Source organism: Natronobacterium gregoryi SP2 (assembly GCF_000230715.2).
GTDB classification, from domain to species: Archaea; Halobacteriota; Halobacteria; order Halobacteriales; family Natrialbaceae; genus Natronobacterium; species Natronobacterium gregoryi.
This window is the reverse complement of record NC_019792.1, coordinates 340351-361239: the sequence shown is the minus strand read 5'-3', so window position 1 is coordinate 361239 and position 20889 is coordinate 340351. Positions and strand designations below refer to the sequence as shown.

Annotated in this window: 21 protein-coding genes, 1 tRNA gene and 1 pseudogene; 10 read left to right on the top strand and 13 right to left on the bottom strand. The window is 61.8% G+C overall.

The genetic code is table 11. The features are described from left to right. The 3 genes from dacZ to NATGR_RS19805 all read right to left on the bottom strand — a co-directional run bounded on the left by dacZ (nt 1) and on the right by NATGR_RS19805 (nt 1276). Complete coding sequence (gene dacZ / locus NATGR_RS01720; RefSeq protein ID WP_005580208.1) at nt 1-813, bottom strand: diadenylate cyclase DacZ; 813 nt, start codon at nt 811-813, stop codon at nt 1-3. 156 nt (nt 814-969) lie between these two features. Continuing rightward, nucleotides 970-1054 (bottom strand) — tRNA-Leu (locus tag NATGR_RS01715). A gap of 48 nt (nt 1055-1102) precedes the next feature. Further along, nucleotides 1103-1276: a hypothetical protein gene (locus NATGR_RS19805; RefSeq protein WP_005580207.1), complete on the bottom strand. Its 174-nt coding sequence runs from the start codon at nt 1274-1276 to the stop codon at nt 1103-1105. A gap of 253 nt (nt 1277-1529) precedes the next feature. Here NATGR_RS19805 and NATGR_RS01710 point away from each other — a divergent pair, with 253 nt between their 5' ends. Then, nucleotides 1530-1838 carry a transcription initiation factor IIB family protein gene (locus tag NATGR_RS01710; RefSeq protein ID WP_005580205.1) on the top strand — a complete coding sequence of 103 codons (309 nt, stop codon included), beginning with the start codon at nt 1530-1532 and terminating at the stop codon, nt 1836-1838. Between the two features lie 305 nt (nt 1839-2143). Here the strand turns inward: NATGR_RS01710 and NATGR_RS01705 are convergent, their stop codons facing one another. After that, nucleotides 2144-2623, bottom strand: a complete 480-nt coding sequence (locus NATGR_RS01705) for a phosphopantetheine adenylyltransferase (protein WP_015233225.1) — start codon at nt 2621-2623, stop codon at nt 2144-2146. A gap of 139 nt (nt 2624-2762) precedes the next feature. Here NATGR_RS01705 and NATGR_RS01700 point away from each other — a divergent pair, with 139 nt between their 5' ends. Both NATGR_RS01700 and NATGR_RS01695 read left to right on the top strand, forming a co-directional pair. After that, nucleotides 2763-5018, top strand: coding sequence for an NADP-dependent malic enzyme (locus tag NATGR_RS01700; RefSeq protein WP_005580203.1), 2256 nt, complete (start codon nt 2763-2765; stop codon nt 5016-5018). Between the two features lie 187 nt (nt 5019-5205). Further along, nucleotides 5206-5580 (top strand): 30S ribosomal protein S8e, encoded by a 375-nt coding sequence (locus NATGR_RS01695; protein ID WP_005580200.1) that lies wholly within the window; start codon nt 5206-5208, stop codon nt 5578-5580. A gap of 260 nt (nt 5581-5840) precedes the next feature. Here NATGR_RS01695 and NATGR_RS01690 read toward each other — a convergent pair whose 3' ends face one another. Both NATGR_RS01690 and NATGR_RS01685 read right to left on the bottom strand, forming a co-directional pair. Next, nucleotides 5841-6236, bottom strand: a complete 396-nt coding sequence (locus tag NATGR_RS01690) for a hypothetical protein (protein WP_015233224.1) — start codon at nt 6234-6236, stop codon at nt 5841-5843. Nucleotides 6237-6377: 141 nt separating this feature from the next. Further along, a complete protein-coding gene (locus tag NATGR_RS01685) occupies nt 6378-7379 on the bottom strand; it encodes a phosphate uptake regulator PhoU (protein WP_005580198.1) in 1002 nt (333 codons plus the stop codon). Nucleotides 7380-7579: 200 nt separating this feature from the next. Here NATGR_RS01685 and NATGR_RS01680 point away from each other — a divergent pair, with 200 nt between their 5' ends. The 4 genes from NATGR_RS01680 to pstB all read left to right on the top strand — a co-directional run bounded on the left by NATGR_RS01680 (nt 7580) and on the right by pstB (nt 11716). Further along, entirely contained in the window at nt 7580-8587 is a 1008-nt protein-coding gene (locus NATGR_RS01680) for a PstS family phosphate ABC transporter substrate-binding protein (RefSeq protein WP_005580197.1), read from the top strand. After that, nucleotides 8584-9507 (top strand): phosphate ABC transporter permease subunit PstC, encoded by a 924-nt coding sequence (pstC, locus tag NATGR_RS01675; protein ID WP_005580196.1) that lies wholly within the window; start codon nt 8584-8586, stop codon nt 9505-9507. The genes NATGR_RS01680 and pstC overlap by 4 nt, the downstream gene beginning before the upstream one ends. After that, nucleotides 9504-10433 carry a phosphate ABC transporter permease PstA gene (pstA, locus tag NATGR_RS01670; protein ID WP_005580195.1) on the top strand — a complete coding sequence of 310 codons (930 nt, stop codon included), beginning with the start codon at nt 9504-9506 and terminating at the stop codon, nt 10431-10433. Before pstC ends, pstA begins: the two co-directional genes overlap by 4 nt. Nucleotides 10434-10849: 416 nt before the next feature. Beyond that, nucleotides 10850-11716: a phosphate ABC transporter ATP-binding protein PstB gene (gene pstB / locus NATGR_RS01665; RefSeq protein ID WP_005580194.1), complete on the top strand. Its 867-nt coding sequence runs from the start codon at nt 10850-10852 to the stop codon at nt 11714-11716. Nucleotides 11717-11754: 38 nt separating this feature from the next. On the opposite strand, the gene NATGR_RS01660 is transcribed toward pstB, so the two are convergent. After that, the gene (locus NATGR_RS01660; RefSeq protein ID WP_005580193.1) at nt 11755-12480 is read right to left on the bottom strand and encodes an HNH endonuclease; all 726 of its coding nucleotides are present in this window, start codon (nt 12478-12480) and stop codon (nt 11755-11757) included. 298 nt (nt 12481-12778) lie between these two features. Between NATGR_RS01660 and NATGR_RS19160 the strand changes: the two are divergent. Then, nucleotides 12779-13024, top strand: a pseudogene (locus tag NATGR_RS19160) (IS630 family transposase); the annotation flags it as partial. Between the two features lie 365 nt (nt 13025-13389). Next, complete coding sequence (gene phoU, locus NATGR_RS01655) at nt 13390-14061, top strand: phosphate signaling complex protein PhoU (RefSeq protein ID WP_005580192.1); 672 nt, start codon at nt 13390-13392, stop codon at nt 14059-14061. Here the strand turns inward: phoU and NATGR_RS01650 are convergent. The 5 genes from NATGR_RS01650 to NATGR_RS01630 all read right to left on the bottom strand — a co-directional run bounded on the left by NATGR_RS01650 (nt 14055) and on the right by NATGR_RS01630 (nt 19658). After that, entirely contained in the window at nt 14055-14459 is a 405-nt protein-coding gene (locus NATGR_RS01650; RefSeq protein WP_005580191.1) for a hypothetical protein, read from the bottom strand. The two genes, phoU and NATGR_RS01650, sit on opposite strands and share 7 nt — an antisense overlap. 1 nt (nt 14460) lies before the next feature. Next, complete coding sequence (locus tag NATGR_RS01645) at nt 14461-16143, bottom strand: FAD-dependent monooxygenase (RefSeq protein WP_005580190.1); 1683 nt, start codon at nt 16141-16143, stop codon at nt 14461-14463. After that, nucleotides 16140-17744: an electron transfer flavoprotein subunit alpha/FixB family protein gene (locus NATGR_RS01640; protein WP_005580188.1), complete on the bottom strand. Its 1605-nt coding sequence runs from the start codon at nt 17742-17744 to the stop codon at nt 16140-16142. The genes NATGR_RS01645 and NATGR_RS01640 overlap by 4 nt, the downstream gene beginning before the upstream one ends. 2 nt (nt 17745-17746) lie before the next feature. Then, nucleotides 17747-18625 (bottom strand): electron transfer flavoprotein subunit beta/FixA family protein, encoded by an 879-nt coding sequence (locus tag NATGR_RS01635; protein ID WP_005580186.1) that lies wholly within the window; start codon nt 18623-18625, stop codon nt 17747-17749. 172 nt (nt 18626-18797) lie between these two features. After that, nucleotides 18798-19658 carry a polymer-forming cytoskeletal protein gene (locus tag NATGR_RS01630; RefSeq protein ID WP_005580185.1) on the bottom strand — a complete coding sequence of 287 codons (861 nt, stop codon included), beginning with the start codon at nt 19656-19658 and terminating at the stop codon, nt 18798-18800. A 300-nt stretch (nt 19659-19958) separates the two neighbouring features. Between NATGR_RS01630 and NATGR_RS01625 the strand changes: the two genes are divergently transcribed. After that, entirely contained in the window at nt 19959-20156 is a 198-nt protein-coding gene (locus NATGR_RS01625) for a DUF5800 family protein (RefSeq protein ID WP_005580184.1), read from the top strand. 103 nt (nt 20157-20259) lie between these two features. On the opposite strand, the gene NATGR_RS01620 is transcribed toward NATGR_RS01625, so the two are convergent. After that, entirely contained in the window at nt 20260-20811 is a 552-nt protein-coding gene (locus NATGR_RS01620) for a DUF7097 family protein (protein WP_005580183.1), read from the bottom strand. Nucleotides 20812-20889: the final 78 nt, after the last annotated feature.

Sequence of the window (20889 nt, the reverse complement as noted above, 5' to 3'; positions counted from 1 at the left end):
TCAGTACGCCTCCGGATCGACCTCCAGAATCAGTTCACCGCCCTTGAACGCGCGCACAAGCCCGTCGCTCTCGGAGAGGACGATCGCGATCGCGTTCGTATCCCGGGTAACCGCACCGGCAGCCATGTGTCTCGCACCCAGTCCTTTCGGGATGTCGATCCCTTCGGCCGAGGGCTCGAGATACCGGTACGCTGAGACGATCTTGCCGGCGTCCGAGATGATAAACGCACCGTCGAGTCGCGAGAACTCCTTGAGCATCACGTTGACGATCGGATCGCCGACGTGAACGTGGGATTTCTCGAACGGATTGTACGACAGCGGTCGAGACTTGTTCATTACTTTGCCTGCGTCGCCGACCACGAACAGCGCACCGACAGGTTTGCCCTTCTGGCCTTTCTTGCCGAGTTCGATCGCCAACTCGAGGACGGACTTGATAACGCCTGGATCGGCACGCGATTTGGCGAACAGATCGTAAATGCCCGAGTGGTCGTCTGCGCTCGCACGAACTCGAGAGATCGTGTCGATCTCGTCGGCGAACACTCGCGTGGCACAGGCCAACTCGTCGCCGTCCTCGATCACTTCCTGCTCGAGGGCTCCCTCGATGCCGAACTTGATTCGATCCGCAACGTCGTCGAAGGCAAGCGGCAGTTCGACGAACGTCTCCGCGCCGACCTCGTCTTCCGTGCCGACGACGATCACGTCGATGTCTTCGACCGCTGCGAATCGCTCGTAGTAGGAGCCACTCGGTGAGAACAGCATGACACCGTCGACGCTCGAGAAGAGATCACCGAACACGTCGTCTAACCCGTCCATTGATCATACAACCTGTGCCCGCTGGAATAAGCGTTATGGGCCGTCCGACAGGTGTCTGATTTTGTCGTGAATTTCGAGGAAAGAAATCGAAGAGCGGGAGTGGATTCGACGGTGGTGCTCGCGTCGTTTTCTCGCTTCGCTCGAAAACTCGTTCAGTGCGCGGGACCGGATTCGAACCGGCGGACCTCTACAGGACAGCGTCCTAAGCGCTGCGCCGTTGGCCTAGCTTGGCTACCCGCGCTCGCCTCCCCTTTTTCACGAATCGAGTAAGAACCTGTCGATCCTGCGGTCACTGATGTTTGACCGGCTCCTCCGGAGACCAGTCAGGCGGAACGATAAACGTCACGTGCTCAGGATCGCGCAACTGGTGGAGCTCTGCGGCCTGCTCCGCCAGCGCTCGATCCCGATAGGGCATCTCGAGCCCGCAGCCGGTACAGACGAGTTTGCAGGTTGGTTCTTTCATGTGACTGTGTCCCGCCGTGACCGGAGTCGGGCGGCGGTCGCGGAGTCGGCTACCGGTGGTTGTCTGTCCGTTCGGCGTCGCCCCACTTTAGTAGCTTCTACCTAGTGAAATCAGGAGAGAACGGCTGGGTTACATACTCGTTCGTCGCTGACTGTTGGACCGAGTAGCACCGTATTGGCCGAGCGGAACGGTCGACCGACCGATAGAAACAGGTCGCCCACGGATTTATTTCGACAGAACGGATACGTCGCGTATGCACAGCGCCAGAGACCACATCGAGTACGAACCCTGGCTCGAGGAACTCGACCGGATCGCCGACCGACTCGAGTTGTCGAGCGAGACGCGGTCGTATGCGACCGACCTCTTCCTCGCGGACGTGCCCGAAGCAGACCGATCGAAACGGGCCGTCCTCGCGGCGAGTATCTACGCCGGGTCGCTCGTCGCCGGCGACGGGGTGAGTCAAGGCGCGGTCGCCGACGCCGCAGACGTCTCCCGACTCTCGATCCAGTCGCGCTGGAAAGCCGTCCTGGAGACCGCAGGACTCGAGCCACCCGGCTGGTAGGGGTAGGGGTAGGGGTAGGGGTGGGGAGAGGGATAATCGTCGCTGACGGGCCCCACCATCGACAGACGGTCTCATACGGTTTACTGTAGGTCATTTCCGGCACAACCGCGACCCGGGCGGCGGTTGCGCCGGTAAATCGGTACAGGAATCCGTATCAGGCGGTTTACTGTCGTCAATGACTGGCGAGTGCCGACCCTGTTCTGCCGATCGGAACTGAATAGTTACACCAATCCGTCGCAGCCGTAACCACGGCATACAGCGGTGACGCGATAGTAACGGTCGGTTACCGATCGACGGCAGTCACTTCAGTCCGCTCTCTCGTCGGTGTCGAGAACGTTTCCGTGTTCGTCGATCTCTCCCTCGACGATCCGAGTACTCGAGATGATGTCGTCGTCTTCGGCGCGGACGTGGGGGACGACGACGACCTCGAGCGGGTCGTACCCTCGCTCGCGGCGAATGTCGTTGATCTGCTTACCACCCGTACGCGTCTCGGGCGAGACGACCAGATACTCGAACTGGGGCTCGGTCGCGATGCCGGTCGGTGACTCGAGCGGTCGGATCTCGAACGCGCGGTCGTACTCGTCGGCGAACGACTCGAGCTCGTTCGCCAGGTCGGCCCGTCGTCGGTCGTAGGGCCTGATCTCTCGGTCGACCTGTCGTGTCTTCGGTGCGAGGGAGTCACTCGTCAGTCCGACCGTCACGTCTCCGAGTTCGAACGCCCGTTCGAACAGTTTGCGGTGGCCGTCGTGAACGGGGTCGAACGTCCCACCAAGCGCGACGTCCATACCGTTCCTGACTGGCGCGGTGCGTATAAAACGGTCGACTCGGTGAAACGAGTCGCGGTTGGTCGCCGAGTTGAGGGTTCGACGCGCGTCGAATCCTCCCTTCACATTGTTTTTAGTGGTCGCCGTGAGTGTCCCTGATATGGGACTAGACGAGGATTCACTCGACTACCACCGGACAGACCCTCCCGGAAAGATCGAGATCTCGACGACGAAATCGACGAACACGCAGCGTGATCTCTCGCTTGCGTACTCGCCCGGCGTCGCAGCGCCGTGTATGGAGATCGACGAAGAGGAAGACGAAGCCTACACCTACACTGCAAAGGGGAACCTCGTCGGCGTCGTCTCGAACGGGTCCGCCGTTCTCGGCCTCGGCGACATCGGTGCCCAGGCATCCAAGCCCGTCATGGAAGGAAAAGGCGTACTCTTCAAGCGGTTCGCCGATATCGACGTCTTCGACGTGGAACTCGACGAGGCAGACCCTCACAAGTTCGTCGAAGCCGTCAAGATGATGGAACCGACCTTCGGCGGAATCAACTTGGAGGACATCAAGGCCCCGGAGTGTTTCACCATCGAGGAGCGACTCCGCGAGGAGACCGACATTCCGGTGTTCCACGACGATCAGCACGGCACCGCGATCATCTCCGGCGCGGCACTGCTCAACGCCGCCGACGTCGCCGACAAAGACCTCGAGGACCTCGAGATCGTCTTCTCCGGTGCAGGGGCGAGCGCGATCGCGACTGCGAAGTTTTACGTCTCGCTTGGCTGCAGGAAAGAGAACGTCACGATGTGTGACTCTTCGGGAATCATCACCGAAGAACGGGCCGAGAACGGCGAACTCAACGAGTACAAACGACAGTTCGCCCGCGACGTCCCCGAAGGTGATCTCGCGGACGCAATGGAGGGTGCAGACGTCTTCGTCGGCCTCTCGATCGGCGGGATCGTCTCACAGCAGATGATCCAGTCGATGGCGGACGATCCGATCGTCTTCGCGATGGCCAACCCCGATCCGGAGATCGGCTACGAGGAGGCAAAGGAGGCCCGCGACGACACCGTCATCATGGCCACCGGCCGCTCCGACTACCCCAACCAGGTCAACAACGTCCTCGGGTTCCCCTTCATCTTCCGTGGGGCACTCGACGTCCGTGCCACCGAGATCAACGAGGCGATGAAAGTCGCCTGTGCAGAGGCACTCGCCGAACTCGCCCGCGAAGACGTTCCCGACGCCGTCGTGAAAGCCTACGGCGACGAACCGCTCCAGTTCGGCTCCGACTACATCATCCCGAAGCCAGTCGATCCACGGGTTCTCTTTCGCGTCGCACCCGCAGTCGCCGAGGCCGCGATAGAATCTGGTGCCGCCCGAACCGAGATCGATCCCGACGAATACGAGGAGGAACTCGAGGCCCGTCTCGGCAAGTCCCGCGAGATGATGCGCGTGGTCCTCAACAAGGCCAAGACCGATCCGAAGACGGTCGCGCTCGCGGAAGGCGAAAACGAGAAGATCATTCGGGCGGCCTACCAGATCCAGGAGCAAGGAATCGCCGCACCGATCCTCATCGGCGACGAGAGCGAGATCCGCCAGACGGCGGCGAATCTCGGCCTCGACTTCGAGCCACAGGTCGCCGACCCAGCCGTCGGCGACTACGAGGAGTACGCCGATCGGCTCCACGAACTGCGGGCACGAAAGGGCATCACCCGAACCGAGGCCGGTGACCTCATCGAACGCGACTCGAACTACTTCGGCACCGTCATGGTCGAACAAGGCGACGCCGACGCCCTGCTGACCGGTCTCTCGTATCACTACCCGTCGGCGCTGCGACCGCCACTGCAGGTCATCGGCACCGCCGACGACGTCGACTACGCCGCTGGCGTCTACATGCTCACGTTCAAGAACCGCGTCGTCTTCGTCGCCGACGCGACGGTCAATCAGGACCCCGACGAGGAGGTCCTCGCAGAAGTCACGCGGTTGACTGGCGAGCTCGCCCGACGGTTCAACGTCGAACCGCGTGCGGCCCTGCTGTCGTACTCGAACTTCGGCAGCGTCGACAACCAGGGCACCCGTAAACCCCGCCGCGCTGCACACATGCTGCAGGACGACCCCGAAGTCGACTTCCCCGTCGACGGCGAGATGCAGGCCGACACCGCTGTCGTCGAAGACATCCTCCAGGGAACGTACGGCTTCTCGGAACTCGAGGAGCCCGCAAACGTACTCGTATTCCCGAACCTCGAGTCGGGTAACATCGGCTACAAGCTGCTCCAGCGTCTGGGCGGTGCCGACGCCATCGGGCCGATGCTCGTGGGGATGGACAAGCCGGTCCACGTCCTCCAGCGCGGAGACGAGGTCAAAGACATCGTGAACCTGGCGAGCGTGGCGGTCGTCGACGCCCAACAGGAGTAATCACGCTGTCCTTCCATTTTCCGTTCGCGTCGCTTCCCGTCTTCGTCGTCGGATTTCCGATCGTGCGGGCGGGCGTCGTTACCGGTGTATACAGCCCTGTCCTAGCCTGTTCTGACTGGATCTGACATCCGTGGGACGCCCGGAGTGAAAGCGTGCATTCAAGTAGTCGCCGGGCATTCTCCCGGATATGCAAGACCAGGGACGCTCTACGCGCAAACGTACTGGTGGTCGACTGAAGAACGTCCGCAAGCGCCGAAAGAACGAACTCGGCCGACTCCCGACCGAGACGCAGGTCGGCGAGCCCCGATTCCGGACCGTCGACGCTCGCGGTAACGACACCAAGACTCGCGCGCTGGCGACGAACGTCGCAAGCGTCAACGAGGGCGGAGAAACCGTCTCGGCCGAAATCGAAGACGTCGTCGAGAACGAGGCAAACCCCAACTACGTCCGCCGAAACATCATCACGAAAGGTGCCGTCATCGAGACCTCCGAAGGAAAAGCACGCGTGATGTCCCGCCCCGGACAGACCGGGCAGGTCAACGCCGTCCTGCTCAAGGACTGACCGGTTACAGCGGAAACAGCGCGAAAACCCACGACTGAAGTCGTGGAAACGTTAGTATCCGTGCATACGGAATGCTGTACCGATGTACCGGCGCGACCGTAGGATGTCGTGGTCGCACCCGGAAATAACTGACAGCAAATGTCAGACAGTTCACTGTCCGTCAGTGCCTGTGTAATCGCGCCTCGAAGCGGTCGCACCCGGAAATCGGCTCAGCACTGTATCGGTGATCGACTTCGTAACCGACAGCGATAGCTGACTTCTTACTCCCCTCCCGAGAGCCACGACGGAATCCGCGTTCGCCGTTCTAGTGCCGCCGTCCCCCGTATCTCGTACTCTTCTACTGTCGTCTGATCGTCACTGTCCATGAACTCCTGGAGATCAGCAGTCTCGTACTGGCTCCCGTCGTCGGCTCGGTCGACGCGGAACATCTGGTCTTCGGTCGCCTCGCTGTAAATGCGTGCAATCTCCCGGGCCTCGTAACAGAACCGTCTCGCTTCCTCGTTCTCCGCCCACTCCTTTGCGGTGTCGAAGTGGTCTCTCGCCACCTGATATCGGTAGACTGCGTTCTCGAAGTCACGATTCTTCCTGTGTTCTTCCGCGTCGTAGTACGCCTCATGCCCTCGTTTGTAGTACTCCACGACATCCATATTCGCCATTATACAGCCGGAAATAAACAGTAAAGAAGAACAACATCCTCCAGCGAGGAGTTGGCGTCTCGATATCATCGGTATCGGAAAACTTCCGACCGAGCTTAAATTTATCTTCCGGCTACCCGTCCGCTGGAGACGGCGACACGATCAGGACCTCGGACGGGGGGCTGCCTTTTGCAGTGCCGTTTCGGCGATGTTGCCGCCGTAGTCCGCACTCCGAGAGAGCGAGTCCACGATCAACCCAAGCGACTGTGCCTGAACGGGATCGAGATCCCGGAGCATGTCGTCGACGTACCGCGTGTGTTCGTCGATCTCGAGAACGGCTTCGTGAGCGGCGTGGCCGAGCTGGTTCGCCTCGTCGGTTTCCTCCGCAAACAGCGCGTCCATCGCCTTCTCGAGTACGGCCGAAGCGTCGGCGTGTAGATCCGCGAGTGCGTCGGCGACCTCGTCGGGAATCCCGCCGAGTTTCAGCGAGAGTTGGCTGATTTTCGATGCGTGATCCGCGACTCGCTCGAGTTGGCGGGCACTCGAGTGGAAATCGAAACAGTCCTCGCGGGAGACCCCCAGCTCCTCGGCTGCTCTAGGAGAGCGAAGCGTCGCCCGGAAGATCCGGGAGACGACGAGCCAGAGCCGGTCGACGTCGTCGTCGCGTTCGATGACGTCGTAGGCGATGTCGTCGTCGTTCTCGATCAGCGCCCGCACCGCGTCCTCGAGCATCGAGGCCGCGATCAGCCGCATCCGCCTGACGGCGTTGACGATCGACAGCTCCGAGGAGTCCAACAGGTCCTGAATGACGACGCTGTCTGTCGTCTCCTCGAGTACTTCCACCCCGACGAGACTCTGGGTCGCGTCCCTGATCGCTCGGCGTTGACTCGTCGTAATCCGGCCGGCCTCGAGGCGAATGATGTCGAAACCGCTGACGTACATCGTCATCACGGCTCTCGTGAGTCGCTCGCCCTCGAGATCGGAAACGTCGAGCGTTCCCTCCTGGCGTTCGGTATCGTTCTGTGGCGTCAGCAGTAACGCGTCGTCTTCGGGGTAGAGTTCGACGACTGTTCCGGAGCCGACGTCGTTGTCCGTCGCCCAGCCTTTCGGGAGCGAAACGGTGTACGTCGATCCACCCGTCATTTGTACCTTGCGGGTCTCCATAACCGGTTGTTCGGACTCCGAACGTAAATTCACATCCATCTATTGATTCGTCTGTGACGAACTCTTTGGCTCCCAGCAACGCCAGTACGTCGTGTCAACTGCTCGCGTCATTCGATTGATTAGTGTGGATTATTCGCTCATATAGCAGTATATAGAGAACATAGTAGAGTATTTAGAGACGATGTTCGCACTAGAGACCAATGGGAAAAGAGCCGATAATGGACCTGGCCGACGGCGGCGTTTCACGTCGGCGCGTTCTACTCGGCACTGCGGGGACCGGTTTCGGTGGCCTTGCTGGGTGTCTCACCCGCGGTGAAGACAGTGGCCTCGAGGGAGAAATCGTCATCGACGGTTCGAACACGCTGTTGCCAAACAGCGCACTCGTGGCCGAACTGTTCATGTGGGAGAACAATCAGGTGCGGATCTCCGTCAGTGGTTCCGGGACTGGAGCCGGGTTCCAGCAGTTCTGCCGTGGGGAAGCCGACCTCCAGAACGCGAGCCGTCGGATCGGCGACGGTGAACGGACGCTGTGTGAGGGAAACGGCGTCGACTGGCTCGAGCTGGAGGTCGTGATGGACGGGATCGCGATCATCAAACACCCGGACAACACCTGGTGTGACCAGCTCACCGTCGACGAACTCGGACAGATGTGGGAACGAGGCTCCGATGTCGAGACGTGGGCCGATCTCGACGACGACTGGCCCGGCGAGGAGATTTCTTTCTACGGCCGCGACGCCGCGTCGGGAACATACGACTACTTCACCGAGCAGATAACCGGTGCCGTCGGCAATATCCGGAACGACTTCAGCGGTTCGCCGGACACCAACAACATCGTCCGGGGCGTTCGCGGCAACGAACACGCCATCGGGTTTGCGGGTGCAGGCTACTACGAGGAAAACGAAGACGACCTCGAGGTCGTCGAAATCTACAACGGCGACGAGTACGCCTCACCGTCGCCGGAGACGATCGAAGCGTCGGAACAGGCTCCGGAAGACCGGACTGTCGAACCGTACGAACCGCTCTCCCGGCCGCTGTACCTCTACGTCCGGGAAGACGCACTCGAGCGGCCGGCGTTCCGTGAATTCGTCCGGTTCTATCTCGAGACCACCCAGGAAACGGCACGTGATGTCGGGTTCTACGCGGTTCCCGACGAGACGATCGAAGAGCAACGAGAGCGTCTCGAGGACGCCATCGAGAGGTATGTATGAGTACGGAGCCGCTTGATCTGAGCCGGGACGGCAACGACGTCGGGACCCTTGGAGACAAGCTGGCTCGCTACGTCTTTTTCGCGTGTGCGTTCGTCACCGTCGCGACGACGCTTGCAATTATCGTCGTCTTGGTCGACGGTGCGATCGATTTCTTCGCGCACGTTTCGTTTACCGAGTACTTCACGGGGACGAACTGGTCGCCGCGGGCAGCCAACGAGCCAAGTTTCGGCGTGTTACCGCTGATCTGGGGCACACTGATGATCACCATCGGCTCGGCGCTGATCGCCATCCCGGTCGGCACGCTGACCGCGATCTACCTCGCCGAGTACGCCGATCCGCGAGTCCGGCAGATCGTGAAGCCAACCCTCGAGATTCTCGCGGGAATCCCGACGATCGTCTACGGTTTCTTCGCACTGTCGTTTATCACGCCGATCCTCCAGCAGTTCTATCCGGAGACGGGGACGTTCAACGCCGCTGCGGGTGCTATCGTCGTCGGCATCATGATTCTCCCGATGGTGTCCTCGATTTCCGAAGACGCCATGTCGGCGGTTCCCGACTCTCTGCGGAACGCGGCTTACGGGCTGGGCGCGACGAAGTTCGAAGTCTCGACGAACGTCGTTCTCCCCGCGTCGCTGTCTGGTATTCTCGCCGCATACATCCTCGCGATTTCGCGGGCGATCGGGGAGACGATGGCTGTCACGCTCGCGGCCGGTGCCCTACCACAGATCACGAGAAATCCGCTCGAAGAGGTTCAGACGATGACTGCCTACATGGTCGAGATCGGGACCGGTGACGCGTCGGTTGGCTCGATCGGATATCAGAGCCTGTTTGCGATCGGGTTGACGCTGTTCGTGATGACGTTCCTGATGAACGTCTTCAGCATGTGGGTCCGCTCGCGCTACCGGGAGGAGTACCAATGAGTACGGAAACGAACGAATTCGAGTACGACGAATCGGCAGTCAGGCGCAAACGCCAGCTCGGGAGGGTGTTTCTCGGGCTGTGTTTCGCAGCGACGATGGTCGGGATCGTAGCGCTCGCTGCCCTCCTGCTCGACGTCGTCAACCAGGCGTGGGGCTGGCTCACCTGGGAATTCCTGACCTATCCGCCGTCACAGATCGTCGAACACTACGATCCGTCGAACTACGGTGACCTCCCGACCGGCCCCGGCGGGATGTACCCGATGATCGTCGGCTCGATCTACCTGATCGTGCTCACCGCCGTCTTCACCCTCTTCCTGGGCGTTGGCGCGGCGATCTACTTAGAGGAGTACGCACCCGACAATCTGTTGACGCGGTTCATCGAAGCGAACATCTCGAACCTCGCGGGCGTTCCCTCGATCGTCTACGGGCTGCTCGGACTGGCAGTGTTCGTCCGGGCGTTCCAGACTGGACAGAGCCTCATCGCGGGTGCATTGACGCTTACACTACTGATCTTGCCGATCGTCATCGTCCAGTCACAGGAGTCGCTCCGGGCGGTGCCCGACTCGATGCGCCAGGCTTCCTACGGTACCGGCGCGACGAAGTGGCAGACGATCCGTAACGTCATCCTCCCCGAAGCGATTCCAGGAATCATGACCGGCATCATCCTCTCGCTGTCGCGGGCGATCGGCGAAACCGCCCCGATCCTGATGGTCGGTGCAGCGACGACGCTGTTCTCACCACCCGATCTGACCGACCCGACCGGTCCGTTCGGTGCCATGCCGATGCAGATATTCGAGTGGGCAAAACTTCCCGAAGACGAGTTCCAACACGTTGCTGCGGCGGGGATCGTCGTCTTGTTGACCGCGCTGTTGCTGATGAACGCCGTGGCGATCTACATCCGCAACCGGTACGACCCCCGGAGTTAACACGTTCTCCCGAACTGGTCGGCTATCCTCTCGAGGCGAACGAATCCAGCTGTTCACGGTGTTCTCGGGACGCGTTGCGTTCTGGTAGGTATCTTGCCCTCCGTCCACCTCTAGCAGTTGTTGGTAATACGATTTCTTCAGTCTGCACCGCGAATGTTTGTCGGGCGATTCATTCACGGTGTGTTGACGCCACCTGCCCTCGCCGGATAAAGCCCGGCGGGAGTACGCCCGATCGAACAGAACAGTTCGGTCGGACAGAACCACAGCGTCGTGTAACCCGCCCACGACACTCGTTGGAGCGAGGGCGGAACCCTTCACGGGGAAAGCCCTTGAGTTCAGTCATGGGTTACCAGAGTAGTCGAGCGAACGAATTCGGAACAAGTAACTGCACTAGGCCGAACCTCTAGCCACCTCGCATGACCGTGAACGGCGGCGGCCCACGAACCGTATCGACTACCGAGACTGGCCGTTCTGAGCCCGTAACCGACGCCGAAACCGAGACGGCACCACTCGACGGACCCGATACGTCCGACGCCATCGTCGAGTCTCGCAATCTCGACGTCTACTACGGCGACACTCAGGCACTACAGGACATCTCGATGGAGATTCCGGAACACCAAGTGACCGCACTCATCGGTCCCTCCGGCTGTGGGAAGTCGACGTTTCTGCGGTCGATCAACCGGATGAACGATCTCATCGACGTCGCACGCGTCGAAGGCGACCTCTATTTCCACGGGAAGAACATCTACGACGAAGACGTCGATCCCGTCGCCTTGCGCCGGAAGATCGGGATGGTCTTCCAGAAACCCAACCCCTTCCCAAAGAGCATCTTCGACAACGTCGCCTACGGCCTGCGCGTCCAGGGGAAAGACGACGGCGACGTCGAAGCGAACGTCCGAACTGCCCTCGAGCGAGCGGCCCTGCTCGACGAGGTCGAGGATCAACTCGACGAGAGCGGACTCGACCTCTCGGGTGGCCAGCAACAGCGTCTGTGTATCGCTCGAGCGATCGCGCCCGACCCCGAGGTTATCCTGATGGACGAGCCGGCGTCGGCGCTCGATCCCGTTGCGACGTCGAAAATCGAGGATCTCGTCGAGGAACTCGCCGAAGAGTACACAGTTGTCATCGTCACGCACAACATGCAACAGGCCGCCCGTATCTCGGATAAGACGGCGGTCTTTCTCACTGGCGGTGAACTCGTCGAGTTCGACGACACGAACAAGATCTTCGAGAACCCCGAACACGACCGCGTTGAGGACTACATTACGGGCAAGTTCGGATAGGGTCGACTCCCGCCGCCAAGCCGTTCTTTCTCGCGCCGTCAGATGGAGGCAACGGCAAGCACCAGGAGTACGTACCCGATCGCGACGAGCGTCAGCCACCGAATCCCGACGTGGTTCCAGACGAACCGCAGCGGCGTGTCGTCGACGAGGCGTTCGCGGTACGTCCGTGGCTCCCGTCGAACGGCAACCTGAGAGAAAGCGAAGACGCTCGGTCGAACCGGCGCATCGAGTCGCCACGCCGAGAGTTCGTGGATTCCGAACCGGTGGTTGCTGGTCAACGCCTCCCGGTCACACGCCGGGACGGTCTCGAGGACGAAGCCAGCACACGGCTTACACAGCGTGAGGTGGTCGGGGGCGGAGGTGGTGTCGTCGGCCGGCGGGACGTCGGTCCAGGCGACGAGTTCGTCCGGTTCGAACTCGTGGCCACAGCGGCTACAGAAGCCGTCACTCGGCTCGCGCATTCGGGCGACCGATTCCGGTGTGTCACGGTCGGGAAACAGTGGCGCTTCGTCGCGGACGTCGTCGAAAGAGCTGTTCGACTGGTGGATGACGCCGTGACAGGGCCGACACAGGGTAAGCAAGTTCTCGAGTTCGTCGGGGCCACCTTGCGAGCGCGGGACGACGTGGTGGGCCTGAAGCGTTCGACCGTCAGCCCCACAGCGAGTACAGGTGTAGCCGTCGCGTCGCAGCGTCTGCTGACGGAGTTCCTCCCAGCCGTCGCCGTAGCCGCGGTCGTCCGGCGGTTCGTCGCCGACGCTCCCCATCAGTCACTACTGGTCTCCTCGAGCAGAAAGTTCCATCGGCAGAGTCACTGCGATGTGTCGCCGGACGAGTTGCGAGGGTAGCCAGGTGTTCACACGTCGGGTGATCGGACGTTCGTTCGGGTGACTGGTGCCGTGGCCGCGGCCGCGCTGTCGCGGGAACTTTCCCGTCCGTCCCGTCAAGGCAGCGACGAGCGCGACCGACCGTGAGTTGGTTCGTGCTTGCGCCGCTTGCCGTCTTTCTCCCGGGAGTCCACGCTGACTGCCACGGCTTCGGCCGTAGGTAGCTCGAACGCTCAAGGAGAGTGTTTTGACATTCCGTGAAGAGCAATCGAAAGAGAAGATCCTCCCGGTCGTCTCACCGTATCTCAACCCAATCGAGCAGGTCTGAAAGTACTCGCGGAATGCTTCACCAATCGTCGTGGCGAGCGAGAGCGCGTTCCACACTCTCGCTCGCCGTCGTCTCAACACTCTTACTGATCGACTTGGATTCGCCAAGACCTGGATCGACCAGTTCCTCAGTCCATATTTGCAAAAGTTATCTTGATCAGTACAGTCTCACGCTTCCTTCAAGGAGCGAACGGCGTCAGCCGTGAGCGAGTAGGGAGGGGTAGTTTACCAGGGGTAACTCAACAGTTTCGACTGATCTTTCCGTCACCGGAGCCGTCGAACGTCGGAGTGGGACTTAGTCACACGATCGGTCACGACGCGGGCAACTCCTCGATTGATACGGACTGCTGTACCGATCTACCGGCGCGACCACGCGCCCTCCTGCGGTTACACCGGAAATGACGGACAGCAAACCGTATGACGCCTTCTCGGTGAGATCGACCGACACGATAGGCGCGGAGCTTTAGTCTGGCCGCCCGAATGAGCACAAGCTATATTTCTGCACGGAATGGTTGGTGGATCATGGCCAGAAAATCGTATCAGGAACAACTCGCGGAACTCCGCGAGGACGTCCTCTACATGAGCGAGGTCGTCATGGAACGGTTCCGGATGGGTCTCGACGCACTCGAGCGGAAAGACGAAGAACTCGCACGCGAGGTAATCACGGGCGACAGCGAGATCAACCAGCTGTATCTCGACTTGGAACAGCAGTGTATCGAACTGTTTGCGCTCCAGCAGCCGGTCGCCAGTGACCTCCGGTTCATTGCGGCGTCGTTCAAGATCATCACCGACTTAGAACGGATCGGCGACCTCGCGGTCAACCTCGGTGAGTACACCCTCGAGGCCAAGCGAGATCTCTACCCGGACGTCGACATCCAGTCGATGGGGGAGATGACCCTCGAGATGGTCGAAGACGCTATGACTGCCTACGACACCGAGAACACCGACAGTTGTCGGGAAATCTCCAAGCGGGACGACGATCTCGACGCGGTCGCAGAACGCGCCAGCGGCATCGTCGTTCGAGACTTGATCGACCGGGAGCTCGATTCGCCGGACGAGGCGGAACGGCTTCTCCAGGATGTCTCGCGGCTCTTGCTTACAGTTCGTGACCTAGAGCGCGTCGGCGATCACGCGGTCAACATCGCGGCTCGGACGCTGTACATGGTCGAAAACGACGACGAACTCATCTACTGACCGCCCGGTCCGTATCTGCCTCCGCCATTTGACGGGTTGTGCTTCGGGACGCCAAGGAGTAGCTGAGCCGTCTCGATGACGTTGTGCGTCTCGAGCAATAGCTCCGCCGCGTCGCGGATCGTAAACACCGCGTCAATCTCGATGCCGTGACACAGCGCGTAACACTCGAACCAGGCGTTCATCGCCCGCTCGAGGGCTGCGAGTTCGGCTGCCGAGAACGGCACCATCCGACCGCCGGTTCGACCCTCGACGTAGAGCCAGATCGCCCGTCCGGCACCCTCACGGAGGTAGGCCGCCGGTTCCTCGACTTGCGGCTCCTCGTCGCTGTCCTCGAGTCGGACCCGGTCGCGTTCGGCACGCCGCTCGAGGGCAGCGATTCGGGGGCCGTATCGGCTCACGTCAGCCCTCCCGGTACTCGACGCCCTTGCCGCCGCGTGGGTGTTCCCAGTCGGTGTCGGCGACGATCGCACAGGTGCCACACTCGACGCAGGGCTGGGTGTCGAGACTGACGACCGTCTCCGTCGTGCCGTTTCGTTTGACCGCCTCCGAGCGGTAGCAGCCGCCGCCGAAGTCCTCTGCGCTGACCGGGCAGGCGTAGACCGCCGTCCCGCTTGCCTCGTCGGACTCGTCTTGCAGTTCGATGTGGGGGTTGCCGACGTCCGTGTCGTAGGTGAGGTCGCCGATCCGTTCTTCGAGGCTCGGCGGTTCGATACCGGTTTCCCACCGGATGGTACGGCCGTGTTCCTCGCCGATGATAGACGGAATCGTCACGTAGCCCGTCTTCGTGTCGGGGAGCATCGCCAGCAGGAACGGTGAGTTGAACGCCCGCTGCAGGAGCCGATCCGCGATCGGATTCCCGAGCGCGAGCGAACCGACGGGCGACTCGAGGACGCGTTCGACGGCGGTCGTGACGGCGTCGCGCTCGCCGACCGCCCGGGCGAGTTCGTACCGCCGGGGACGGAGTTTGTCCATCGTGCCCGAGTCCGCGAGCAGCTTGGCGTACCGACGTCCCGCGGCTTCGGGGTCGGCGTTACCTCGCGTGACGGCGAAGGCGTCGGCCGCCAGTGCGCCGGCGGTGACGGCGTGGTTCATCCCCTTGATGATCGGTCCCTGTGCCTGCATCTGGCCGGCGGCGTCGCCGACGAGGACGAGTCTGTCCCGGTAGGGTTCGGGGTGGGCCACCTTCTTCGAGTCGGGGACGAGTTTCGCTGCGTACTCGCGTTCTTCGTACTCGTCGCCGAGCCACTGGGCCATCATCGGGTGGGTCAGCAGAGCGTCGAGCAGTTCGTGGGGTTCGGCCTGCTGTTCGACGAGGCTGTCGAGGTGAAAGACGGTCCCGATAGACAGCGAGTCCTCGTTGGTGTAGAGGAAGCCGCCGCCACGGACGTCTTCGAACAGATCGCCCGAGAAGAGGTGGGCGACGCCCTCGTCTGGTTCCAGGTCGAACCGGTCGTCGATGACGTCGGGCTCCATATCGACGACTGCCTTGACACCCTGGAACCACTCTTCGGGTTCCTCCCAGTCCATCAGCCCCGCGTCGCGGGCGAGTTCGGAGTTGACGCCGTCGGCCGCGACGATCATATCCGCTTCGATCGGATCGAGGTCGTCGCAGGTGACGCCGACGATTTCGCCGTTCTCTCGGAGGAGACTGTCGACGCAGACGTTCGTCAGGACGCCGCCACCCGTCTCGCTGGTCTTCTCGTGGACGCGTCGCTGGAGCCACGAGTCCATCTTTCGCCGGAGGACGGCGTCACACCAGTCGGTGTCGTGTTCGTGGAGATCGGTGAGGTCGTAGGTCTTGACGCTGTTGCCCGCGACGTTGTGAATCCGGTAGTCCGTCGCGGGCCGTTCGGTTGCCTCCTCGCGGAAGCCGTCGAAGAGATCGTCGATCGTGTACGGCGCGGAGTTTTCGGCGTAGATCAGTCCGCCGGAGACGTTCTTCGAACCTGCCTCCGTTCCCCGTTCGAGTACGAGTGTCTCGACGTCGTGCGCTGCGAGTCGCGCCGCGGCCGCGGCCCCACCGGGTCCACAGCCGACGACAACCGCCTCGTAGTGTTCGCGGTCATTCACATCGGCGCTCATCGCGTCTCACCGTCGCTTTCGTTTGCGTCTGCATCCGCGCCGCTGCCGTCTGCGATCGCCTCGAGTTCGGTCTCGCCGGCCTCGATTGCCTCCGATAGCTGCGGGAGCACCTCGAACAGGTCGCCCTCCAGGAAGTAATCCGAGAAGTCCCGGATGCGAGCGTCGGTGTCCGTGTTGATTGCGACGATAGTGTCGGACTCGTCCATCCCGACCTTGTGCTGGACCGCGCCGGAGACGCCCGCGGCGACGTAGAGATCCGGAGCGACGACCTGGCCAGTCTCACCGATCTGGCGCTCTTCTTTCGAGTACTCCTCGACGTGGCCCTCGAACTGATACGACGAGGTGACGATTCCCCGCGTGATGCCCAGTTCGGCGTCCTCGAAGGCGTCGACGAGGTCGAGGCCGAGTTCCATCCCCTCGGTGGGATCGTCCGCGATGCCGCGGCCGAGACAGACGATCACCTCGTGGCCCGTGAGGTCGATTCCGGCCTCGAGCTGGTCGGACTCGGTGATCTCGACGCAGAACCAGTCGTCCTCGAGGTCCATCTCGTGTTCGACGACCAGTCCGTCCCGTTCGTAGTCCGGCTCGATGGGGTCGAAACTGCCCGGAATGACGGACGCGCCTTGTGGGTGGAACTCTCGTCCGGGATTGTCGAGACAGAGAATCGTCGAGTACTCGAACCCGGAGAAGTCGGGTCGTTTCATGTGAAGGACCTTCTCGAAGGTCTTCTTGACGCCGGGTTCGCCGGTCTTGACGGGGTTCGAGACCTCGTTTGCCTCGATGAACAGATCCGAACAGTCGGAGGCGAGCCCGGAGTCGAGTTCGGCCTGTACTTTCGCCGAGAGGTCCCGGCCGTTGTTCGTCGCCGGGAAGAGGGCGTAGCGTGGTTCGTCGTAATTGCGCCAGTCCGTACTCTCGACCGGTCCCTCGCCGCGAGCCATGTGCGCCGAGATTTCGGTGTAGGGCTTGTGCAGGAACCGCTCGAGTCGCTCGTCGTCGTGGTAGACTGCGACGTCTGCGCCGTAGGCGATACACTCCTCGGCCAGTCCCTCGCAGTCGTCACCCATCAGAAAGGCGACGACGTTCTCTTCGGCAAAGTCGTCCATGAGCCGCCGGGCCTTCCCCAGCATCTCCTTCGAGATGTCGAGCAATTCGCCGCCCTGGGTCTCACAGAAGACCCACATGTCCTCGTAGTGGCCGTCTTCCAGCGCACGGACGTGTCTCTTGTCGCGGGTCGGGTGGGAGAGTCCGTCGTCTTCCTCTTCGGACTCCGCTTTTTGTTCGTCTTCCTCCCCGTTCGCTGGTTCGTCCTTGGAATCCGCGTCTACCTCTTCGACCTCCTCTCCCTCCGCTTGCTCGCCGACCGTCTCTTTCGTCTCCTCGTACTCACCTTCGGTCTCGGTGTCGCCTTCGAGTTCTTCGCTCTCGCCTTCGACTGCGCCGACCGCTTCCAGCCGGCGGTGGATCGCTTCACGGGCAGTCTTGCGGTCCCGTCCCGCCTGCTCTGCCTCCATGACCGACTGGAGAGTATCCTCGTCGTCGATCGTTTCGAGCTCTTCCTCGAGTTCGTCGACAGTGTGTTCGTCCGGATCGATGGTCATGGTCACTCACCTGCCTCCGTGCCAGCGCCGGCGGCAAACGGTTGCATCTCCTCGAGTACGTCGCTCATGTCGTCCTCGTCGGGATCGATCATCGTGGCGTCCCGTTCGGACGGTGCCTTCGGAATCGGATCGACCGACGAGACGATCGTCGGCGAGCCGTCGAGTCCGATGTAGTCGGGGTCGAGATTCAAGTCGACGTGATCCCACGTCGTCAGGTGTTTCTCGTGTTCGGCTGCCCGCTTTTGGGTCTCTTTTCGGAGCTGTTTGTGGGTCAGCCGGTGTGAGGCCTTCCGGTAGGTCGGCTCGAACTCCGGATCGGTGACGACGAAACAGGGCAACGGGGCCTCGACCGTCTCGATCTCGTCGACGTCGCCCTCGACGAGCCGTTTCGCCCGCAGCCGACGCTCGTCGGGATCGATCTCGAGGGCGATCACGTGCGTGACGATCGACCACTCCATCGCCCAGGCAGTTTGAGGGCCGGTCTGGCCAGTCTCCCCGTCTGCAGACTTGAACCCCGCAAAGACGAGGTCGATCTCCCCGACCTCCTCCTGGTACTTCTCGAGGCCAGCACTCAGCGTGATCGACGTCGCCCACGTGTCCGAGGCGGCCAGTTCGCGGTCCGAGAGCAGATAGCTGTCGTCGGTGTAGACCGACTCCATCGCCTCCTGCAAGACGTCGGCGTATCCCGGCGGCCCCATGCTCATCCCAGTGACGTGACCGCCGTGGCGAACCCTGGTCTGCAGGGCTGCCTCGAGCGCGAACGCGTCGTTCGGGTTCATCACCGTCGGCGTCTTCCCTCTCTCGAGGTGGCCGTCCTCGTCGAACGACACTGCGCCCTCCGAGAAGTCGGGAACGCCTTTCGTCAGTACGATCGATCGCATGGATACCCTCGTCCGACGTGTATGTTCTCAAACACCATGCCTGTCTTTCCCTATCGTAACTGTGAGTATTAATACTGGGGGTGAAAATCGCCAATAGAAACACCGCCAAGAAAGCGCCTGAAAGACCGTCTACCTGTTGTTCGTCGTACCCGTACCCGGTGTGTCCGGCCGTTCACTCCAGTTCGCGCTCGGTCGTCCCCATCGTCACCTCGCCATCCGCCCGGATCGTCCCGTCGACCTCCGAACCTGGCTCGAGAGCCAGATTTTCACAGGAGACATCGCCGAGCACGCGTGCACCCGATCCGACGACGACGTCGCCGTCGCGAGTAGTCAGGTCGCCGTGAATCCGGGTTCCCTCCCCGATGGAGATGTCGCTGCGGGCACGCAGGCTTCCGAAGACGTTGCACTCGTCGCCGACCTCGAGTGTCTCGGCGCGCACGTTGCCGTGGAGCCGACAGTTCGAGCCGATCGTCGCGGGCGTCGAGACGCGCCAGGCGTCGTCGGACAGCGTCGCGTTCGGCGGGACGACGAACGGATCGGTCGCGGGCCCTTCCAGTTCGTCCTCGTCGACGAGTTCCGAGATGAGCCGCTGTGCGGTGTCTTCCTCGCCGATCAGAAGCAGATGCTTGAGATAGACAAACAGGAGAACGATCGTCGGCATCGGGTTCCGGATGACGATCCAGCCGTTGGCCTCGAACCCGCGTTCGATGTCGACATCGTCGCCGATATCTAAGTCACCGGCGACTTTTAGTTCGCCACCGATGTGGACGCGTTCACCGATGTAGGCGTCTTTACCGACGAGGACGTTCTCTTCGACGTCACACCACATGTCGAGCCGACAGTCTTCCTCGGCTTCGATCTCGCCACCGACGGCGACGCTCTCACCGGCCAGAACGTTCCGGCCACGGACGCCGAAATCGATCGTCGCACGGCTCCCGACGAGGACATCCCCGTCGGTCTCGACGGCGACCTCTTTCACTTCCGTCCCGTCCGGAACGACGAGTTCGTCGAGCGGATCCCTGCTGAACGGCACAGTTCTATCCAACGTGATCCCCCGATAAGAAACCTCGTCCGGCGTCTGACGGACGGCGTACGGGCGTCTGTGGCAACTGTCGACTCCCGACTACCGACCGGCCACCCGTCCAGTCGCGTCACAACGCGAGTTCGCCTCCACACCCGGTACGTGGCTCGCAGGTGCCGCTCACCCGGAAACCCACTCGAGGAGTGTCTGCCGGCTCGCCGTCGAAAATACACCCTCCCCTCTTCCTCCCTCTCTCGAGTGCCCCGCCGCTCAGCCATCCCGCTTTTAATATCCTACCTCGTATGGACGGCTATGACCACGCTCGCGTTCGACGACGAAGGCGTCGATGTTGTCTACGAAGGCACCGAATTCCGCCTCGAGCAGGACCTCATCGAGGAAGCGACCGAAAAGTCCTATTACGACGTCACCGACCACGAGGTGCTGAAGATCGTCGCCGAGCAGCCGAACCTGCAGGGCGAACCGCGCCGCATCGGCGACATCATCGACTGATTCCGGGTGTATCGGCGATCGATGGCCGGCGTTTTCGGATAGTGCACACTCGACCGAGTAGTCGACCAGGTGCAAAATCGTGCGAAAAGCGTACAGAAAACCGTTACTCGTCGGTCGTTCCCTGATTGTCGCCCTCGCGGTCGTACCAATCCGCGGCCGACGTAAAACCCAGTTCATCGCGTTCGCGGCTGCGTCGGCCCTCGAGTTCTGCGATCGCGTCCGGTTCGGGTGTGGCGTCGTCGGTGATCCGCGCCCACGAGTTATGGACCTTCGAGTGACACCACCGACAGAGAGAGACCGTGATCTCGTGGGAAAGTGTCTCGCCATCTCGAGCGTACGAGAGGTGATGTTCCTCGAGCAGCGGCCGCTCGTCGTCGTGGGCCATCCGCTTTTCCTCGAGGTCACAGCGAGCACACTCGCGGTCGCGGTTCCGAGAGCGAAAGTGCGGACAGTCGGCCCAGGTCTCCTCGCATTCGGGGTCGCCGACGGGACACGCGTACTCTTCCTGGGCACGCTCGCGGGCGAACTCGGGGTCGTGTTCGGCGTACTCGAGTGCGTACCGACAGTCACCGTCGCCAGTGAGGTGGTCGCAGACGCCCGCGAACTCGTAGGGATCGTCGACCCCGACCGGCGTTCCCCCGGGCGTCTTCTCCATGTCGCCTTCGATAGCGGCGTATCGTGTTGAATGCACCGACCCGCGGCACACGATACGTACTCCGAACGAGTAGTTGTT

Bases quoted from the DNA above. Each gene is read 5' to 3' on its own strand.
- NATGR_RS19805 (WP_005580207.1), bottom strand. From the start codon at position 1,276: ATGAAAGAACCAACCTGCAAACTCGTCTGTACCGGCTGCGGGCTCGAG.
- NATGR_RS01635 (WP_005580186.1), bottom strand. From the start codon at position 18,625: ATGCGATCGATCGTACTGACGAAAGGCGTTCCCGACTTCTCGGAGGGC.
- NATGR_RS01625 (WP_005580184.1), top strand. From the start codon at position 19,959: ATGACCACGCTCGCGTTCGACGACGAAGGCGTCGATGTTGTCTACGAA.
- pstB (WP_005580194.1), top strand. From the start codon at position 10,850: ATGACCGTGAACGGCGGCGGCCCACGAACCGTATCGACTACCGAGACT.
- NATGR_RS01705 (WP_015233225.1), bottom strand. From the start codon at position 2,623: ATGGACGTCGCGCTTGGTGGGACGTTCGACCCCGTTCACGACGGCCAC.
- NATGR_RS01710 (WP_005580205.1), top strand. From the start codon at position 1,530: ATGCACAGCGCCAGAGACCACATCGAGTACGAACCCTGGCTCGAGGAA.
- pstA (WP_005580195.1), top strand. From the start codon at position 9,504: ATGAGTACGGAAACGAACGAATTCGAGTACGACGAATCGGCAGTCAGG.
- NATGR_RS01620 (WP_005580183.1), bottom strand. From the start codon at position 20,811: ATGGAGAAGACGCCCGGGGGAACGCCGGTCGGGGTCGACGATCCCTAC.
- pstC (WP_005580196.1), top strand. From the start codon at position 8,584: ATGAGTACGGAGCCGCTTGATCTGAGCCGGGACGGCAACGACGTCGGG.
- NATGR_RS01680 (WP_005580197.1), top strand. From the start codon at position 7,580: ATGGGAAAAGAGCCGATAATGGACCTGGCCGACGGCGGCGTTTCACGT.
- NATGR_RS01645 (WP_005580190.1), bottom strand. From the start codon at position 16,143: ATGAGCGCCGATGTGAATGACCGCGAACACTACGAGGCGGTTGTCGTC.
- NATGR_RS01695 (WP_005580200.1), top strand. From the start codon at position 5,206: ATGCAAGACCAGGGACGCTCTACGCGCAAACGTACTGGTGGTCGACTG.
- NATGR_RS01700 (WP_005580203.1), top strand. From the start codon at position 2,763: ATGGGACTAGACGAGGATTCACTCGACTACCACCGGACAGACCCTCCC.
- NATGR_RS01640 (WP_005580188.1), bottom strand. From the start codon at position 17,744: ATGACCATCGATCCGGACGAACACACTGTCGACGAACTCGAGGAAGAG.
- NATGR_RS01685 (WP_005580198.1), bottom strand. From the start codon at position 7,379: ATGGAGACCCGCAAGGTACAAATGACGGGTGGATCGACGTACACCGTT.
- NATGR_RS01690 (WP_015233224.1), bottom strand. From the start codon at position 6,236: ATGGCGAATATGGATGTCGTGGAGTACTACAAACGAGGGCATGAGGCG.
- dacZ (WP_005580208.1), bottom strand. From the start codon at position 813: ATGGACGGGTTAGACGACGTGTTCGGTGATCTCTTCTCGAGCGTCGAC.
- phoU (WP_005580192.1), top strand. From the start codon at position 13,390: ATGGCCAGAAAATCGTATCAGGAACAACTCGCGGAACTCCGCGAGGAC.
- NATGR_RS01660 (WP_005580193.1), bottom strand. From the start codon at position 12,480: ATGGGGAGCGTCGGCGACGAACCGCCGGACGACCGCGGCTACGGCGAC.